We start from the raw sequence: 19988 nt of genomic DNA, 5'->3' as shown, positions 1-19988 counted from the left end.
TTGCGCTTCAGTCTTTCCATGCCGCATTGCGCCAACCAAATTCATCATAGTCGTCAAGGCACTGGTCAACAAGCGACAGCATCTGGTCCATTGATCCGTCGCGCTTGGCGATTGCCGGAAGCTGCAGCTTCACCTCTTCATGATTGCCGGCGTAGTTGCGCTCGTAAAGCTCGTGACGCCCGGCAAATTCTGAGCCGGTTGCGTCCCACAGCAGCTTCATCAGCTTGATGCGATCCTTGTAGCCAACGCCGTTGGACCCGCGCACATATCGCTCCAGATAGCCGTCGATTTCCGGGTTCTGGAAATCCTTTGCGGAAGACGGCAGATAGATCAGGGCAGATGCGACGATCTTCTGGACGATCTCCTTCACACGGCCATAGGCATCGGGCGCAAGCGCGCGATAGGCCTGGGCGGCGGATAGTCCTGGCAGGAAAGCGCTGTCGGCAAAGGCCTCCGGAGTTCTGGCCATCGCGTCCGACAACGACCAGAACAGGTGGCGCAGTGCGATCACCTCCCCTTGCAGCACCTGATTGCCGCGAAACTCGTCACCGCTGGTGATGTGCAGCGCCCTGGTCAGTAGACCGGCAAGAAAGTCCAGCTTCACTGCAAATCGGGTGCAGCCGTGAAAACAGGTGCCCTGCAGGTAGCCGGTGTCCATCAGGAAGTCGATCGGCTTGTGCGCGGGCCCATAGACCAGCACATTCTCCCAGGGCACAAAAACATTGTCGAGAACGAGAATGGCGTCGTTTTCATCAAAGCGCGAGGACAACGGGCTGTCGAACGGTGTCGAGGATTGGCTTGCCGCATACTCATAGGAATTGCGGCAGATCAGCTTGATGCCCGGCGTCGACATGTCGAGAAAGAACATGAACGCCGTTGGCGGTTCGTTGGTCTCCGAGACCGCGTGGTGGCTGAGGAAGTTGTAATGGGTCAGTGCCGCGGAGGTTGCGACAACCTTGGCACCGGACAGATAAAGCCCCGCGTCGGTTTCCTTGACCACATGGACCAGGATGTCTTTTGCGTCACTGAAGGGCTTTGCCCGGTCAATCGGCGGATTGGCCACCGCATGGTTCATGAAATAGGTCCGTTGCTGCGCCAGATGATACCAGCGCCGCGCATTGTCCGCGAAGGGCCCGTAATAAGCCGCATTGGCGTCCAGCGTGTTGACAATGGCCGCCTTGTAGTCCGGCGAGCGCCCCATCCAGCCGTAGCTCAGCTTCGCCCATTCCGCGATTGCCTTCTGTTGACCGAGTAAATCTTCTGCCGATCTGGCCACCTTGAAATAGCGGTGTGTGTAGCCCGATGGATCGGCATCGGCAGGTGCGGTCAGAATATTGGTGCCGCTGTCGTGATCCTGATGGAGGGCATCATAGAGCCGGGCAAGGGAACGCACCGAATTGCGAAAGGCTGGATGTCCAGTCAGGTCGGCTACCCGCTCACCATTGAAATAGACACAGCGCTCGTCCTGGAGGCTATCGATGAACTCCGCTCCGGTCATGGGCGTTGCGCTTTGCACCGCGTGTTCCGGCTCCACCGGATTGAGGATATCAACCGACATTCTTCAGTCTCCCTTTCGAAACGGTCTGCCTGAACGGCTGATCGCCAAGGTTCATCCATGCAGTCAGTCCCTTGCCGATTTCGCAAAGGGCCTGCTGCGAGGTCATTTCGTGGTGCGTGCAGTCGAGCGCATGTGTCTCGAAGTGGTCGGTCGTCCTATTTTCCCAGGGATCGGCTTCAAGACCCAGCATACGCCTGGTATCCATCGAGGCATAATGCACCAGGGGGCAGGTCAACCTGCCGGGCCGGTAGCCATGCGCAAGCAGTGCGTTGTTCCGCGCTATCCGAAGCATGTTGTCAAAATCCATGCGGCTGAGGCCGGCCAGGGGGTGGGCGTTGTCTTCCAGAAACCGCCGGACATCCTCAAAGGTAGTGTCTTCAGGTGCTCGTCCCTCCGGATCGAAGCCGATCATTTCGAGGAAGGCACCGCGCGCACCGCGGTTCGAAAGATCCGGCAACGGATCGCCTTCGTGCATCGGGTAGCTGTCCAGCAGCATCAGGAACTCCACCTTCCTGCCGCTTTTTTCGAAGAGACGCGCCATCTCGAACGCCGCCAGCCCGCCAAAGGACCAGCCCAGCAATCGCACAGGACCGGTGCCGACCAGTTTGCAGGCGCTCTCCACATAGTCAGCGGCCATCTCGTTCAGTGACGTAGGAAGATCAGCCTCCCCGACATACCCTCGCGCCTGAAGGGCGATGATGGGGACATCGGCTGGCAGAACGGAAGCAAGACCTGCGTAGGTCCAGCCCAGACCGAAGCCCGGATGAACACAGAATAGCGGTGCCTGAGACCCTGCCCTGCGGATCTGCAGCACCGGCTCCAGCAAACCGGTTTTGCGGCCCTGCCGGAGCGACAGCAGACCGCGAACCGTCGGCGTTTCGAATATGTCGCGAAGGCTGACGTCGAGCCCCAGTCTCTCTTCCATGAGCGCTTTCAGGCGCGCCGCAAGCAACGAATGACCACCCATATCGAAGAAGCTGTCTTCCGGTCCCGGCACAGTGCCCGGCAAAAGCTCGGCAAAGAGATTGCACAGCAACGTTTCCTGAAGTGTCGCCGGACTTGCCTCTCCGGGTTTCCAGACGGGATCCGGCAGTGCCTGACGGTTGAGTTTGCCATTCGGGGTCAGCGGCAATTCGGGTAGAACGACAAAGGCTCCCGGCACCATGTAGTCAGGCAGGTTGCGCAGGAGCACGGACCGAAGCGCGTCAGTCTTCAGTTCTGCGCCCTCTACCGGCACGACATAGGCAACGAGCGAAGAGCCCCGCACTCCATCAGGCCTGTCAACCACGACAGCCTGCGCGATGTTTGTCATCGAGGTGATGGCTGCTTCAATCTCACCAGGTTCGATGCGATGGCCACGGATCTTGACCTGACTGTCCCCACGGCCAAGGAAAACGAGCTCGCCGGTTTTCTGGCGATAGACCATATCTCCGGTCCGGTACATCCGCGCTCCGCCGCCGGCAAACGGATCGGCAACAAAGCGGTCGCTCGTCAGGTCCGAACGCCCATGATAGCCGCGTGCGAGCCCCAGTCCGCCAATATAGAGTTCGCCGGAAACACCGTCGGCCACAGGCTGAAGGGTCGCATCGAGAACGTAGACCTGCGAATTCCACAAAGGTTGGCCGATAGGAGGAGTACTTGAGCCTTCGTCGGAGACAGACGCGCTTAGCGACCAGATGGTTGTCTCGGTCGGACCGTAGACATTCGTCACCGGCCCGGCAGTTTGAAGCTGCGCGGCAAGTCCGCTGTCCAGCGCCTCACCGCCCACGAGTATCTGCAAAGGCGGCAGCGGGCCGACCTCCAGAAGCGACCGCCAGAGGGATGGCGTTGCCTGCATCACTGTCGGTCTTTCCTGGCCGATCCAGTCGTAAAGGCGATCCGCTTCGCGCTGACTGCCCTCAAACAGCAGTGCACTCGCCCCAACGAGCAGCGGGCCGTAGAGCTCAAGCCCGGCGATGTCGAACCCGATCGTGGTCGCGCTAAGCACCCTGTCCTGCGGGCGCAAGCGAATCTCAATGCTCAGGCAGCACAACAGGTTCTTGAGTGCCTCGCGCGTAACGACGACGCCCTTCGGTTTTCCGGTGGAGCCGGATGTGTAGATGACATAGGCAGGGTGTGCGGGATGGATCGCCTGTCTCCGGTCGGCATTGGTCGGGGACAAAGCGGACATCGCGGCCAGCTCCGTGCCGGTTGCTTGCGCATCCAGAAGCAGAAGCGCCGATGTCGGTACGCCATCCGTCAGTACCTGTGCCGTTGCCGTCTCGGAGATCACAAGACGCGGCGAAGCATCTTCCAGCATCATCGCGATGCGGGCTGACGGGTAATCCGGATCAAGTGGCAGATAGGCGGCTCCCGACTTCAGCACCGCCAGAAGCGCCACAATCATGTCCGGGCTTCTGGGCAAGGCAATCGCGACCCGGTCCTCCGCGCCAATGCCCCGGCGGATCAGGAGATGTGCCAGCCGGTTCGCGCGGTCCTCAAGCTCGGCATAAGTCAGCCGCTCCGTGCTGCCAACTACGGCCTCCTGGGTTGCAAACCGGGCGGCCTTTGCCGAGATCAGCTCCGTCAGATCGCCCTCCGGCAAGGCGTGCCGGGTTGCGTTCCAGCGGTCCTGCACTGCCTCTCGTTCAGAAGCCGTCAGCATCTCGAGCGATCCGAGCGGTGCTTCCGGGCGGGAGGCCATCTGCTCCAGCACATGACACAGCTGCTCCAGAAGGCTGCTGCCGAGGTCTTCGCCGATCCGTTCCTCCCGGCAATCCAGCCGCAGCAGCAGCCGTTTTCCCGGAACAACCATCAGGCTCGCCGGATAGTGGGTCTGGTCATGCACCTCGACACCGCTGATCCTTAAGCCATCCTGCGAAGCCTCATGGGTCTCGTCGCTGAAGGGATAGTTCTCGAACACCACAAGCGTATCGAACAGGTCCCCATGTCCTGCTTCTGCCTGGATCTCCGGCAGGCCCAGGTGCTGATGCGGCAGCAGCGCGGCCTGCCGGGACTGCAGGTCCTTCAGGAAGCCGCTGACGGATGCTGCCGGAACGGGTTTGACCCGCACCGGCACAGTGTTGATGAAGAGACCGGCCATGGTCTCGACGCCGGAGATCTCCGCTGGCCTGCCTGAGACCGTTGTGCCGAAGAGCAGATCATCCCGTCCACAGATGCGGCCGAGCACGACCGACCAGGCCCCCTGGAGCACCGTGTTCAAGGTGATATCCAGCGTGCGGGCGAGCGCTTCCAAGGACCGCGTTGCTGCCTCGCTTAGAAGATCATCGAAGCGCAGCACGGTGCTGATATCACTCGATGATGAACCGGAGGATTGGCCGTAGACCGAGGCCGCCAGACGGGTTGGTTCTTCCAGACCGGACAGCGCATCCTTCCAGGCGGCTTTTGCAGCCGTCTTGTCCTGCTGCTGCAGCCAGCCGAGATAGCGGTCAAACGGTGTCACCGGAGGCAGAACCCCTGCCCCTCCGGCCTCGTAGATCTCCTTCAGCTCGCGCATAAGCACCGGCAGCGACCAACCGTCGAGCAGGATGTGATGGTTGGTCAGCACCAGCCAGGCACCACCGTCCGGACGTTTTACCAGGCACGCGCGCAGCAAAGGTCCCTTAGCAAGGTCGAAACGGATCTTCCTGTCTTCAGATAGAAGTTGCTCAAGCTCCGCGTCAGGATCTGCGTCCTTAGACAGCTCCACCTGTTCAAACGGCAGCTCGACCTTCGACAGGATCACCTGGACGGGATCGCTCAGGCCCTCATGGCAGAAGACGGCCCGGAGCGGAGCGTGCCGGGCAACGAGTGCCTGAAGGCTTGCCTCAAGACGGTCCGCATCCACCGGGCTATCCAGGCTGACAACCGTCTGGACCTTGTAGGCGTCCTCCCCCGTCTCAGCGTCCATCAATGCATGAAACAGCAGGCCGGACTGAAGGCCCGTCAAAGGCCAGACTGTGGAAACCAGACCGCCGTAGCGTTGAACAAGCAAGTCGACATCGGCCTGGAAAACAGCGGCCAATGGGAAATCCGAAGGCGATTGACCACCCGCCTCGGACCAGTTGCCGTGTTTGGCCAGCCGGATCAGAGCCGCTTCCCAGTACTTCCTGAATTCGATGATGTTTTTTTCAGAGAGATGACGGCTGGCAAATCCGAATTCGGCCTGCAGGCAATAGCCTTTATCCCCTTCGACCGCCTGACAATCGACAGAGAGCATATGGGCGAGCGGTGTTGCCGGATTGAAGCCACCGCGCAAACCTCCGAAGGCCGGTGCCGCGCTCCAGGCGCCATCTGCACCCGCCTGAAACCGGCCAAGATAATTGAAGGCAATCTGCGCCTTGTTCGCGCTTGCCAGATCGCTGGAAGTCTCGTTGTTGAGATAGCGCAGCATTCCGTAGCCAAGTCCATGATCGGGGCGCTTACCGGTCTGCTCCTTGGTCGCTATGATGAGTTGTTTGAGGTCCTTTTCGGAAATTTCCTTAATTCCGCCGCCACCCCTTTCAGCCTCCAGCCGCACCGGAAAGACGCTTGTGAACCAGCCAACAGTGCGGCTGAGATCCGCGTCTCCGATTGCTTCCCGGCCGTGGCCTTCGACATCACACAGGACCGGTCCACAAGGGCCTCCGGTTTTGGAAGCGCCAAACGCCCCGACTGCCAGGCTCAGCGCCACCAGAAGCACATCCTGCGGCCCGCAATTATAAAGCGCCGGCAGACGGGTCAGGACCTGCTCGGTTTCGTCTCTGCCCAGCATGGACTTGCAGGACTGCAAGGTGCGAACCGTGTCATGCTCAGGGTCCAGATCACCAGCCGGAAAGCAATCGGACGATGCTGAAAGCAGGTCTTCCCAATAGTCTGCTTCAGCCACGCGCGCAGCGGCGTGTGCATCCGCTTGAAGCACTCTGCTCCAGACGGGGAAAGAGGTAATCACAGGTTCAGGCGTCACCGGTTTGCCTGCTGACCAGTCGTCCCACGCCTTGCGCAGATCGTCGGTCAGTATGCGCCACGACACGCCGTCGATGACCAGATGATGCGCGACAAGCAGGAGCAGACCCGGTTCCACCTGCCCGCAGTCAAACCAGATGGCGCTGAACACCTTGCCGTCCGCCAGCGACAGGGCCTCGACGGCTGACTGGTGCTCTTCTTCCAACAGCGCCTTCAGGTCTTCTTCCTTCCCTGCCTCTCCAAGAACGACACGCTTGATTGGAAACTCATCGGCCGGGTCGGCAGTCGGAGCAATTCTCAGGTCAAGCGCACCATTGTTGGCCCGAGCCCGCAGCATTGCATGCCGGTGAACAATCGCGCCGAGCGCTGCCTGCAGGAAATCGCCATCCGCACCTGTCGGCAGCGTCAGACAGGTCGACTGGAAGAACCCGTCCGACGGTGCACCCAAGTCTGCAAACCAGCGCAGGATTGGCGTCGGCAGAATGGTGTCAGGTTCGATTTCGGAAAGGCTGGAGCCTTCTTGCGCTTCCAGCTTTTCTGCCACACTCGCGAGCTTTGCGACCGTCTTCTGATCGAAGACGTCTTTCGGCGAGGCCTTGAGCCCCTTCCGGCGCAGAATCCCAACAAGCCGGATTGCCGAAATACTGTCGCCGCCGAGGCCGAAAAAACTGTCGTCAGGCGTGGGGAGTGAAATGCCAAGGGTTTCAGCGAAAGCGGCTGCGACGGCCTGTTCGGCCGGAGACTGTTGCCTTGCTTCCTCCACTCTTTGTGGGCGACTGGGAGCCGGCAAGGCCTTTCTGTCGATCTTGCCGTTCGGAAGCCGCGGCAAATAAGGCAAGAGATCGATCTGTGCCGGAACCATATAGTCCGGCAACCGGTCTGCGCAGTACCGCAGCAGCTCTTGCACATCAGGCTCTGAACCTTCCTGGCCGATGACATAGGCAACCAGCCGCGACGTCGCCTTCCGGTCGCTATAGACACTCACAAGGCACTGGGCGACGTCGCTGCGTTCCAGCAACACACGCTCGATCTCGCCCGGCTCGATACGCCGGCCCCTGACCTTGACCTGCGCATCACTGCGGCCCAGGAAAAAGAGGTTGCCGTCTTCTGCTCTGTAGACGAGATCTCCGGTTCGGTACATTCGCCACCCGTCACCGGCAAACGGGTCCGCGACAAACCTGGAAGAAGTCAGATCGGCAAGGTTCTGATAGCCCCGCGCAAGGCCGACACCGCCGATGTAGAGTTCTCCCGCAACGCCATTCGGCACAGGCTGAAGCGCCTGATCAAGAACGTAGAGGCCAGAATTCCAGATCGGCAAACCGATGGGAGCGATATCGCCTTCCTGGGTGGGCGTGAGCGGCAAGCTCATGGAACCGCACACGGTCACTTCTGTCGGGCCATATGCATTGACGAGGCAACAACGGTCAGACCATCTGCGAACTTCCGGCACGCTGATGGCTTCACCGGCCGTCACCAGAACACAGCCGTCGGGCAGATCCGTCGTCGACATCACGCTCAAGAGGCTCGGCGACAAGGTGATATGCGTTATCCGCTCCGCGTTCATGAATGTCTTCAGGGCTGCGGGATCGGTGAAAGCCTGTCTCGGCCAGATCACCAGAGCCGCACCGGAGACCAGGGCCGTGACGATTTCCGAAAAGGCCGCATCGAAACTGAAAGATGCGAACTGCGCGACGCGTGACTGTTCCGAAATTGCAAACCTGTCGATCTGGGCATAGGCGAGATTTGAAAGCCCTTCGCGCGTAACGACGACGCCCTTCGGCTTTCCGGTGGAGCCGGACGTGTAGATGACATAGGCAGGGTGTGCGGGATGGATCGCCTGTCTCCGGTCGGCATTGGTCGGGGACAAAGCGGACATCGCGGCCAGCTCCGTGCCGGTTGCTTGCGCATCCAGAAGCAGAAGCGCCAGGTCCGGGGAACCGTCTGTCATAGAAGTGGCCGTTGCTGTCTCGGAGATCACAAGACGGGGCGCGGCATCTTCCAGCATCATCGCGATGCGGGCTGACGGGTAATCCGGATCAAGTGGCAGATAGGCGGCTCCCGACTTCAGCACCGCCAGAAGCGCCACGATCATGTCCGGGCTTCTGGGCAAGGCAATCGCGACCCGGTCCTCCGCGCCAATGCCCCGGCGGATCAGGAGATGTGCCAGCCGGTTCGCGCGGTCCTCAAGCTCGGCATAAGTCAGCCGCTCCGTGCTGCCAACTACAGCCTGCCGGGTTGCAAACCGGGCGGCCTTTGCCGAGATCAGCTCCGTCAGATCGCCCTCCGGCAAGGCGTGCCGGGTTGCGTTCCAGCGGTCTTGCACTGCCTCTCGTTCAGAAGCCGTCAGCATCTCGAGCGATCCGAGTGGTGCTTCCGGACGGGAGGTCATCTGCTCCAGCACATGACACAACTGCCCCAGAAGGCTGCGGCCAAGGTCCACGCCGATCCGTTCTTCCCGGCAATCCAGCCGCAGCTGCAGTCGTTTGCCCGGAACGACCATCAGGCTTGCCGGATAATGGGTCTGGTCATGCACCTCGACACCGCTGATCCTTAAGCCATCCTGCGAAGCCTTCTGGGTTTCGTCGCTGAAGGGGTAGTTTTCGAACACCACCAGCGTGTCAAACAGGTCACCAAGTCCGGCTTCTGCCTGGATCTCCGGCAGTCCCAGATGCTGGTGCGGCAGCAGCGCGGCCTGCCGGGACTGCAGCTCCTTCAGGAAGCCGCTGACGGATGCTGCCGGAACGGGTTTGGCCCGCACAGGTACGGTGTTGATGAAGAGACCGGCCATGGTCTCGACGCCGGAAATCTCCGCTGGCCGGCCGGAGACCGTTGTGCCGAAGAGCAGATCATCCCGTCCACAGATGCGGCCGAGCACGACCGACCAGGCCCCCTGGAGCACCGTGTTCAAGGTGATATCCAGCGTGCGGGCGAGCGCCTCCAGCGACCGCGTTGCCTCCTCGCTCAGGAGATCATCGAAACGCAGTACCTTACTATTATCGCTGGACGATGAGCCGGAGGAAGATCTTGCAGACTGGCCATAGACCGAGGCTGCCAGACGGGTTGGTTCTTCCAGACCGGACAGCGCATCCTTCCAGGCGGCTTTTGCAGCCGTCTTGTCCTGCTGCTGCAGCCAGCCGAGATAGCGGTCAAACGGTGTCACCGGAGGCAGAACCCCTGCCCCTCCGGCCTCGTAGATCTCCTTCAGCTCGCGCATAAGCACCGGCAGCGACCAACCGTCGAGCAGGATGTGATGGTTGGTCAGCACCAGCCACGCGCCGCCATCCGGACGCTGCACCAGACAGGCACGCAGCAACGGCCCCTTAGCAAGGTCGAAACGGATCTTCCTGTCTTCAGATAGAAGTTGCCCAAGCTCCATGTCCGGGTCCGAAGCCTTTGACAGGTCCACCTGTTCAAACGGCAGCTCGACCTTCGACAGGATCACCTGGACGGGATCGCTCAGGCCCTCATGGCAGAAGACGGCCCGGAGCGGAGCGTGCCGGGCAACGAGGGCCTGAAGGCTTGCCTCAAGACGGTCCGTATCCACCGGGCCGTCCAGGCTGACAACCGTCTGGACCTTGTAGGCGTCCTCCCCTGTCTCAGCGTCCATCAATGCATGAAACAGAAGGCCGGACTGAAGGCCCGTCAAAGGCCAGACTGTGGAAACCAGACCGCCGTAGCGGCCTTTGACGATGCCCAGATCTTTGGCGCTGATCCAACCTTCCTTCAGGTCGGTACCGGCTTCCGGCAACTGCTGCCTCTGGGCCACCGTTGCCAGCTCCGCCGGGGTCTTGTTGCTGAAGACATCCTTTGCCGAAAACACCAGCCCCGCACGCCGGGCGCGGCTGACCAACTGGATGGAGAGAATGCTGTCGCCGCCAAGCGCAAAGAAGTTGTCGGCAGAACCAACGGTTTCAAGGCCCAGAACTTCGGCAAACAGAGCGCAGATATCTAACTCGGTTTGCCCAACTGGCGCGATTGCCCGGTCGCTGTGGATCTCCGGTGCAGGCAGTCGCTTGACGTCCAGTTTGCCATTGGTCGTGAAGGGAAGATGTTCCAGAAGAACAAAGTGGGCTGGCACCATGAAGGCAGGAAGTGTCTCGGAAAGCCTCTCCCGCAGCCTTTCAAGGTCCGGTTCTCCGGCGCCCGCGCCGACCACATAGGCAACGAGTTTCTTTTCCCCCGGCCTGTCTTCGCGCACGACCACCGTGCACTGGCCGATGTCCGGTTGCCGCCCGATGGCATTTTCGATTTCCTGAGGCTCAATGCGGAAGCCGTTGATCTTGACCTGATGGTCGGCGCGCCCGACGAATGTCAGCAATCCATCGCTGCGCCAGCGCACCAGATCTCCGGTGCGATACATCCTGCTGCCGGCAGGCCCTGCGGGATCGGCGACGAAGCGCTCGGCCGTCAGACCGGTACGCCCCAGATATCCGAGCGTCAGACAATCACCGGCCAGGTAGAGCTCGCCCACCATGCCGATGCCGACGGGTTGCAGGCGGTCGTCCAGAATGCGCACGCTGCAATTGTCACGCGGCAACCCGATGGGAACCTTATGTGCGGATTCTTCCAGTGTCCGCATGGCGTGCCAGGTTACGAACGTCGTTCCCTCGGCAGGGCCATAGCCATTGACGAACCGGGTGTCCGGCGAGGCTGCCGTCGCCCGGCGCAAGGCTTCGGCGGAGGCTGCCTCACCGCCGATTAGCACCGACCTCAAAGGTTTGAACGCTTCCGGTTTTTCACCGGCAATGATGTTGAAGAGACGTGTCGTGATACAGGCCGCCGTCACGTGGCGCTCTTCGACCAGCCGCGCAATTGTTTCGGCATCCAGGATACCTGGCGGTGCAACGAACAGTTCCTGTCCCCGCATCAGCGGTGTCCAGATTTCATAGGTCGACGCGTCGAAGGCATAGGGTGAATGCAAGAGCACCCGTTCATGAGAGCCTTCCGGCCAGCACCCGTCGAGCGCGAGCGCCTGAATGTTGCGGTGGCTGATCGCGATCCCCTTCGGCCGGCCCGTGGAGCCGGAGGTGAAAAGAACACAGGCGATCTGACCGGCCGCGACATTCGGCAGGCTCTCGTTTTCAGACGCCTCTTGCAGTTCGCAGTAAGGAACACAGGGCACATCATCGAATGTGATCGAAATTGCGTCCTCGGCATCAGTCAGGACGAGGTGCGTCTTGGTATCCTCAACGAGTTGTTGCAGGCGGTTCGGAGGATCGTTCCTGTTCAGTGGAACATAAGCCCCACCTGCCTTCACGATCGCCAGCGTTACAACGACCAGCTCGATGGATCTGTCCATAAAGACCGCAACCCGCGCCCCCGGCCGAACACCGCGGCGGATCAGGTTTCGTGCAACACGGTCCGACAGTCCATCAAGTTCCGCGTAGGAAAGCGTGCCGGTCTGGCTCGCAAGCGCGACCTTCGCGGCATTTTGTTTGGCGAGCAGGCGAAACCGGTCGGGCAAGGACATCTCGACCGCAGCTTTTTTGACCTGCCCTCCTTCGCACAGGCCGGCAAGGTGTGACGCTTCGTCGGAACCGACAATCTTGAGGTCGTCGATCCGTATGTTCGGGTTTTCCACGGCCGCGCGCAGGAGTTTGATGAAACGCCGCGAAAGATTGCCCGCAACCTGCCCATCCATCAGATCCGTCCGGAATTCAATCCGCCCGCTGATGCCGCTAGCGTCGCCTTCCGCGCCGCGGTGAGCGGTCAGGTCAAAGGAGAGATCGAATTTCGAGGCGGTGACGGGCACGTCTTCAACAGCACACGTCAGCCCTGGCAAGGACAAGACAGTCTCTCCAGCCATATCAAGCGCCAGAACGACCTGAAACACCGGATGGAAGGACAGGTCTCTACGCGGTGCGACTTCATCGACCACCAGCTCGAATGGCACGTCCCGGCGGGTATAGGCAGCAAGATTCCGGCTGCGCGTTTCGGCCAGCAACGCGCGAAAGGTCGGTTTGCCGGAAAGGTCGCTCCGGAGCGCCAGCATGTTGACGAAGAGGCCACTGGTTTCTTCGAAAGTGCTGTCCGGACGGCCGTCGACCGGCGTTCCGATGACAATGTCGTCTCCAGCACCAAGCCGGGAAAGGGTTGTCGCCATCGCGGCCTGCAGCACCATGAAGAGGCTTGTCCGCGTCTCCGCCGCCAGTTCTTCTAGCTTGCGGTGAAGCTCCGCAGGGATTTCGACGGCTACGCCGTCTCCTTGCCAATAGGTATTCCTGCGTTGCCCCTCTGCACAAGGCAGATCGATACAGTCAGGCGCGCCTGCCAGTTCTCCCCGAACCTCGGCAAGGTGCCTGCCAAGGTCCTGGTCAGCGGCCTCGGCAAGCCAGGTGAGCTGCCAACTCGCGAAGTCGGCATATTGAACAGCTGGCTCGTTCCAAACTGGTGCTTTGTCATTGCTTCGCGCAGCAAAGGCCGTCTCAAAGTCGGCAAGCAATGGCCGCAGGGCGCTGCCGTCAATCGCGATATGATGCACGATCAACTGCATCACAGATTGAGTTTCAGGCTTGCCATTTTCATCTGTCGTTATGGTGACCCTCACCGGCAGATCGCTGCTCAGATCGAAAGGTCTGACGGACTGACGGGCGAGCTCTGACCGGGCTTCATCAGGTGGCAGGGAAACGATCCGGATAAGATCTTCCGACACAAAATCCGGACGTATGGCCTGATAAGGGGCTCCGGTGCCGTCTTGCGGATAGACGGTACGCAACACTTCGTGACGTTCAATGACGTCCAGCCAGGCTTGCCTGAGAACGGACGGATCGAATTTTCCTGAAAGGCGGAAACGATAGACAAGATTGTACGATGTGTCTTCCGGGTGAAGCCGCTGCAAAAACCACAAACGCTTTTGCGCGGATGACAGCGGTATTTTGTCGGGCCGCGAAAGAGACCCCAGCCTTCTGGGTCGGGGGGGCGCCTGCCCGATCAGACGGGCCAATTCTGCTGGCGTCGGCGAGTCGAATATCTGCCTGGGTTCAACCTCAACACCAAACCTGTCTCTCAGCCGGTAGGCAAGGCGCGCGGCGGAGAGCGAGTGCCCGCCCAGAAGAAAAAAGTTGTCCTGCACCGAAACGGAACGCGTGCCGAGCAGTTCCGAAAACGCCTCGCAGATTAAGGTTTCAAGGTCGCTCTGAGGTTCACTCGCGCCGCTGCCGACAGACCATTCGGGGTCCGGCAGAGCAGCCCTGTCCAGTTTGCCGTTGGGGGTCAGCGGAAGCGCATCGAGAGAAACAATTGCCGAGGGCAGAAAAGCCGGAGGCAGCGCTTCCGCCAAGGCGTTCATCAGCTTCGGACCATCCCTGTCAGCCCCGGTGCCCCAGACGACATAAGCGGCAAGATAGACCTCGCCATTGTCGCGGCGATTCGAAACAACCGCGGAGCGGGAAACGTCCGGCAACCTGTCCAAAGCTGCCGCCACCTCTCCCGGTTCGACACGGACACCGCGGATTTTCACCTGATGGTCGGAGCGGCCCAGAAACTCGTAGCTCCCGTCAGGCATTCGCCGCGCAACGTCGCCAGTCCTGTAGAGCAAGGCCCCTGCAGGACCGAAGGGCGAGGCAATGAAACGTTCCGCCGTCTTGTCCGGCTGGCGATGATATCCAAGCGCAAGGCCAGAACCTGAAATATAAAGCTCCCCCTTTTCGCCATCGGTAACGGGCTGAAGCCGGTCATCGAGCAGATAGACGCGCGTATCGCGAATGGGGTTGCCTATACCTGTATTCCAGCCGGCATCGCAACGTGCCCAAAGACTGTCGCCCGCAGCTTCGGAAGCGCCGTAGAAATTGAACAGCCACGCATCGGGAAGCTTGTCGCAGAACCTTTGCAGGAGACTTGAAGGAAGCGGTTCGCCGCTTGTCACCCAGGTGCGGCAGCCTTTCAGGCCCGGGAGACAGTCGTCTTCAAGAAGACTTGCGAGCAGGCTCGGAACGACCGTCAAGCGCGTGACCGCAAACGCCTCCACCATCTCTGCCAGTCGTCTTGGATCTGCGGACACGTTCCCTCCTGCAAGGACAACCGCGCAGCCATTGCACAAGGCACCCAGGAGTTCCGTCGAACCATCGATAAAGTTCAGGGAGGTCTTGAACAAAGTCCGCTCGCCCTCAGCAAAGGGCAAGGCATCCGCAATCCAGAGCAGCCTGTTGGCAAGGGCGGCTTGCCGTCCGAGCACCCCCTTGGGCCGCCCGGTGGAGCCGGACGTATAGACGAGGTAGGCAGGGTCATTGCCGGATTGCCCTCGCAGGAGATCCTTCCCCAAAGGTGCGGTCTCAGGCTGTGCGGCAATCTCCCGGCTCAGGGCACCGCTTCCGAGAAAGACGGCTTGTTGCGTCTGATCAGCCGCTGCCACGATTTCGGCAACCGACTGCTCGGCAAGGATCAGATCCGGCTGCGCGTCTTGAAGCATGTCTGTCAGTCGCTGTCTGGGATAAGCCGGGTCAAGCGGCATGTAGCATGCGCCTGCCTTGATCACGCCCAATAGACAGACAACGAGATCCGGTCCGGCAGCACAACCGAGCGCCACGATGTTGCCGGACCCGATGCCACGCCGGATGAGGTACCACGCGACGCGGTTGGCCTTGCGATCGAGTTCTTCAAAAGTCAGCACCGAGCCAGGCATTATCAGTGCGGTCGCACCAGGCTTCGACTGCACTTGCCGGGCAAATAGCTCGCGAACAGAACCGGTCTCATTGTCCAATGCAGCTTCCGGCGGCAAACGGCTGGCATCGGGACGCGCAACAACGGTCGTGGCAGTCTTTGCTGTTGCAGTCTGGAAACCACTTTCGCGGGATGCCATTGAGATCAACTCCGTCGAAGACTTGCCGTTTCTGTTTTGCCCATCCGGCGGACGCCGGATGTATTTTTTCAGCCTTGCAGCCCCAGTCGTTGCCTGAGCGTCAAAGGGTCGTGCCCGGCTGGCCGCACGTGCCCGCGCTGACGCAGGATCGGCACGACGGAACGGGAAAACTCATCGAAACTTCCTGGAAAATGGGTTGGGGTAATCACGAAGCCGTCGCACGCCCCCTTCAGGAAATAGGTCTCAAGCTGATCGGCCACCTGCTCCGGCGTTCCCACCAGGCGCGGCGTCGATGTGCTGCGTGCCATGCGGATCGCAATGTCGCGAAGTGTCCAGCGCCGGGTCTTGTCTTCTTCCCGGATTCGATCCAGCCAGGGAAAGGCCGCCCCACCATCGACGGCCGCCTTCCCGGTGGATTTCGCGGATGTCTCCAACACCTCGTCGATGGGCGTGTCGGGATCAAATCCGGTTGCGTCAACGCCGATCATGCCTGAGAGAAAGGCAATGGCGACGTCCGGATGGATCAGTTCATCGAGATATTCGGCCCGTGCCTTCGCGATCGCTTCGGTTTCACCGATCACCGGCTGAACCGCGGTGAGCAGGAATATCTTTTCCGGGTCACGCCCCTTTTCCGCAGCCCGCCGGCGAACATCGGCACGCAGTTCGGACATGCCCTCGGCGTCGGCCTGGATCGCGAAGATGACATCGACCCATTTGGCGGAAAAATCTCGCCCGCGCGGGGAAACGCCGACACTCATCAGGATTGGTTCACCGCCGGGTCCGGCCGGAAGCGACAAGGGGCCCCTCAGCTTGAAACGCTCCCCCTCGTGGTCGATGGGCCGGATCTTGCCTGTATCCGCATAAAGACCTGACGCCTTGTCGGTTACCAATGCATCCGGCTCCCAGGACTGCCAGAGCTTGCGGCAGATCTCCAGACACTCCTCGGCCCTGTCATAGGCTTCCGGCGAGATGAGCTTCGGGAAATGACCGAAATTGTGTCCGTTGCTCGGACCGGCAGAGGTCACGACATTCCATGAAATCCGCCCCCTGCTGAAATGATCCAGCGTGCTGAGCGTTCGAGCCAGGTGATAAGGCTCCATGAAGGTGGTGGAGAGCGTGACCGTGAATCCCAATGACTTCGTCACCGAGGCCATGAGCGAAACCAGCAAGTTGGGGTCATGCCGGATCGCGCCGACCGCGCCGTGTCTCAGAAAGGTTTCGTAGTCGTCTTTCAGTCCGGTGGTGACGCTGAGAGATTCCGGAATGAACGCGAGATCGAATCCGCCTCGCTCCAGGGTGACCGCCGTGTCCTTGAACAAATCGGGATCGCAGAAATCCGTTTCGCTGTAGGGATGGCGCCACATGCCGGCGAAATGGCTTCCAGGCACCAGTATGTACCCGGCAAGAAACATATGACGATTTGCAACACCTAAACTCAAATCACCCCCCAGAGAGTTTTTTGACAAGTAATCTATCGACTAATTTTGCAACTCCTCCCTTCTCCGCATAACTTACCTAACGGCATTGAAAATAATTCACGAATTTTCGCAGAAGATAAGTTAATTTTCTCCACAATCTCCGTTCAACATCTCTCATTTCGAAGTTTACTAAAGTCTTCGAAATACCCGCAGCGTGTTTCCGTAGAAAATCCGTGGAATTTCCTGACTTTCAACGAGTACGAAGCCTGCGGCCTTCACATGTGCCTCAACCTCGGCGGTCTTGACCTGTCTCACCCATTCGCCGGAGAAAATCAGATCGTCGATATTGTGAGCCAGTCGCCGCCAGAACGGCGATTCGACCATATCCTTGAACAGGAATATCCCACCTGTCCCGACGCGTTTGATTGCCTCATCAACTGCCTTCACCCTTTTGCCTTCGGGAACGTGATGAAGAACATCGACCATGGTTACGACGTCAAAACGATCAGCGGGCATCGCCTCGAAATCGCCTATCTTCAAAAACGATACGCGCCCGGCATTTCCCGCTCGCTCCGCTGCCTTTCGGGCCGAGGCAAGAGCGCCTTCATGCACATCGCAACCAACAGCTTCACTTATCCTTCCCGATGCCAGCAGAATGGCCAGCAACGCCCCGTTGCCGCAGCCGACATCCAGAACCTTTGCATTTGAAGGAATATGCCGCTCGATATCCTCAAACGGGCAGACATAGGGTCGTGCGGAAATCAGTTTGCGCAAGAGTTTGGGTTCATAGTCATAAAGATCGAAGAGGAACCGGCTGAGGTCCTTCCGATCAAAACTGAATGACCCTGCTCTGGCTGACACGCACCGCTCCTATAGCTGGTCGCGATCACGGTTTCACAACACGCGAAATTAACCATAAGTTGTATTGACGTTAAGCAACACAACACGACTTAAGCAAATTCTTTCGCTCTTGCCTAGCTCAAGAAACACGCTTGCCACAGCGTTGTTTTCTTGCAACTCTGCTGCGACTGGCGCAGGCAGGATCACTCGGAAAGCATTGAGAGTTCTTGTTTTTATGCATTCGCCGGCCGTTAGTCATCCTGACGAGCTGCGGAACCGTTTCAATTCCTGGGGGCGCTGAATGAGCGTTGCGGAAGACGACGTCGAGGTTGACAAGCCGAAAAAGAAGCCGCGCAAGATCCACAGGATGAGCCGGACCGACAAGGCCATCGCCTATCTGCTGCTGCTCGGCTTCGTCTCGATTGTTCTGTGGCCACTGACCTTCTTTGTCATCGGTCCGGGTGAAGTCGGCGTTCTTTTCAGGACGCTCACCGTCGGCACCGAGACCAGATTCGTCTATCCCGAAGGTATCAACATCAAATGGCCCTGGAACCGGATCTACCCCTACGAGGTCCGCATCCAGAAACAGGACGAAACGGTCCACGGGTTGGCGGCGGACGGCCTGCGTATCACTTCGGACATTTCGGTTCTGTATTATCCAAAGGCGGAAAATGCCGGAAAGCTGCACCGGGCCATCGGACCGGAATATGCCGACCGGTTTGTCCGCCCGACCGCCGTGGAAGCGGTCCGCTCGGTGATCGGCAAATACGACCCTCACGAGCTTTACCAGGTCGACATGGCAGGCCTTGAACGGGAAGTCATGGAGACCATTCAATCCAACACGCAGGACCTGATCATCTTTGACCAGGTCATTATTCGCCGGATCGAGCTGCCGAAGGAAATCAACCAGGCGATTTCGCGCAAGCTGACCGAGGAACAAAACGCCCTCGCCTATGAATATGTGCTGGAGCAGGCCCGCAAGGAAGCGGAGCGTAAACGTATCGACGCCATCGGATATCAGACCTTCTATTCGATCGTCGCCGACGCCCTGACACCGCAGCTTCTGACATGGCGTGGAATAGAAGCGACTGTCGAATTGTCCAAATCCAACAACAGCAAGATCGTGATTGTTGGCGGTGGCAAAGACCAGCTTCCCCTCATTCTGGGCAGCGACATTGCAAACCAGCCGAATTTGCCAGCCCCTGCTCCGGTCAACCCGCAGCGTTACCGATTGCCTGATTTTGACACTCTGCCGCAATTGTTCCCGAACGCACCAACATCCGAGACGGATACGTTGCAGGATCAGGAGACACAGCAGAGACCGAACGAAAGTACATCCGGCGAGAATACGTCTGGCGGAAATTCGTCTGGCGAAAGCACCACTACGGGTGAAACAACATCTGCTTCTGGCAAAGAAAACACGGAAAAGGCGCAAACTGGAAATTGATATCCTGCTGATTGCAAGATTGAAATCGGATCGCAGTCGAGCTACGCTCACGTAGAGTAAGCAGCCGGGTGCTGCGACGCTGAAGGAAGGAAACTGTGAAATGACCACGAAGTCCACACGCACAAGTTCCGCAAAATCACAGCCTGAGGACACCGTCGATGCGGCTGAAAAGCTGGCTGACGGTACGGCTGAGACTGAAAGCGCTCCGCTGACCCCGGAAGAACGCACACTGGCAGCCGAGAAGATCATTCGTGACCACGTCATCGTGGGCACGGGCACCGGCCTCATTCCGATTCCGATCTTCGATCTCGTTGCCGCAATCGGCACCCAGCTCAACCTCATCCGCAAGCTGGCGGCTGTCTATGACGTGCCGTTTTCGGAAAACCGCGCAAGAACAGCCGTGACGACGCTTCTGGCAAGTCTGGGCGGTGTTGGTGCGGGCACCTTCATTGCTTCCAGCTTCATGAAGACCATTCCGGTGATCGGCACCGCGCTGGGTATTGTCGGATCCGGTGCAACGCTTGGCGCCTTCACCTTTGCTGTCGGCAAGGTGTTCCAGCAGCATTTCGAAACAGGCGGTGACTTCCTGAATTTCGACGCCGCTGCCTACAAGGAACATTTCAAGAAGATGGTGAAGAGGGGCGAAGACATCGCGGAAGACAAGCCGGAAGCCGCCTGATGTTTGTCGCACCCTTGGTCATATATCTGCTTCTGTGCGTCCTGGTCGGTTACCGGGGGCGGGACACACGCCTCGGGTCCTTCGGATGTTTCCTGGCAAGCGTGGTGCTGACCCCAGTCCTGGTGTTCGTGGTTCTGCTGCTGACGGAACCATCCGGATATCAGGCGCAGAAGTAACCGAACCGGAGCACAGAACCGGGGACCAAGGTTCCCGGTTTCCTTTTTGGTGCCCGTAGTAATAGCTGCGGATGGATGACCATTCATCAACGCGGTACAAGCGCCTGCAATCGCTCCGAAAACAAGGTTGACCCTTGCTGGTTGCTCAAT

At 59.6% G+C, this 19988-nt stretch carries 7 protein-coding genes; 3 read left to right on the top strand and 4 right to left on the bottom strand.

What is annotated here, in order from left to right; all coding sequences use genetic code 11:
- Window positions 1-7: 7 nt before the first annotated feature.
- The 4 genes from SIAM614_RS12760 to SIAM614_RS12745 form a co-directional block, all read right to left on the bottom strand.
- On the bottom strand, window positions 8-1558 hold the full coding sequence (locus tag SIAM614_RS12760) for a 4-hydroxyphenylacetate 3-hydroxylase N-terminal domain-containing protein (RefSeq protein WP_006935019.1): 1551 nt from the start codon (window positions 1556-1558) through the stop codon (window positions 8-10).
- Window positions 1548-15278 carry a non-ribosomal peptide synthetase gene (locus SIAM614_RS12755; protein WP_040440060.1) on the bottom strand — a complete coding sequence of 4577 codons (13731 nt, stop codon included), beginning with the start codon at window positions 15276-15278 and terminating at the stop codon, window positions 1548-1550. The genes SIAM614_RS12760 and SIAM614_RS12755 overlap by 11 nt, the downstream gene beginning before the upstream one ends.
- A gap of 68 nt (window positions 15279-15346) precedes the next feature.
- Complete coding sequence (locus SIAM614_RS12750) at window positions 15347-16690, bottom strand: NtaA/DmoA family FMN-dependent monooxygenase (protein ID WP_006935017.1); 1344 nt, start codon at window positions 16688-16690, stop codon at window positions 15347-15349.
- A 195-nt stretch (window positions 16691-16885) separates the two neighbouring features.
- Window positions 16886-17470, bottom strand: a complete 585-nt coding sequence (locus tag SIAM614_RS12745) for a class I SAM-dependent methyltransferase (RefSeq protein WP_081455248.1) — start codon at window positions 17468-17470, stop codon at window positions 16886-16888.
- Window positions 17471-17837: 367 nt separating this feature from the next.
- On the opposite strand from SIAM614_RS12745, the gene SIAM614_RS12740 reads away from it, so the two are divergent.
- The 3 genes from SIAM614_RS12740 to SIAM614_RS32445 all read left to right on the top strand — a co-directional run bounded on the left by SIAM614_RS12740 (window position 17838) and on the right by SIAM614_RS32445 (window position 19838).
- The gene (locus SIAM614_RS12740) at window positions 17838-18983 is read left to right on the top strand and encodes a prohibitin family protein (protein ID WP_006935011.1); all 1146 of its coding nucleotides are present in this window, start codon (window positions 17838-17840) and stop codon (window positions 18981-18983) included.
- Window positions 18984-19083: 100 nt separating this feature from the next.
- Window positions 19084-19662, top strand: coding sequence for a YcjF family protein (locus SIAM614_RS12735; protein ID WP_006935009.1), 579 nt, complete (start codon window positions 19084-19086; stop codon window positions 19660-19662).
- The gene (locus tag SIAM614_RS32445) at window positions 19662-19838 is read left to right on the top strand and encodes a hypothetical protein (protein WP_006935007.1); all 177 of its coding nucleotides are present in this window, start codon (window positions 19662-19664) and stop codon (window positions 19836-19838) included. The genes SIAM614_RS12735 and SIAM614_RS32445 overlap by 1 nt, the downstream gene beginning before the upstream one ends.
- The last annotated feature ends 150 nt before the right edge of the window (window positions 19839-19988 follow it).

This window comes from Roseibium aggregatum IAM 12614 (assembly GCF_000168975.1).
GTDB lineage: Bacteria > Pseudomonadota > Alphaproteobacteria > Rhizobiales > Stappiaceae > Roseibium > Roseibium aggregatum.
This window is presented reverse-complemented; position numbering and strand designations above follow the sequence as displayed.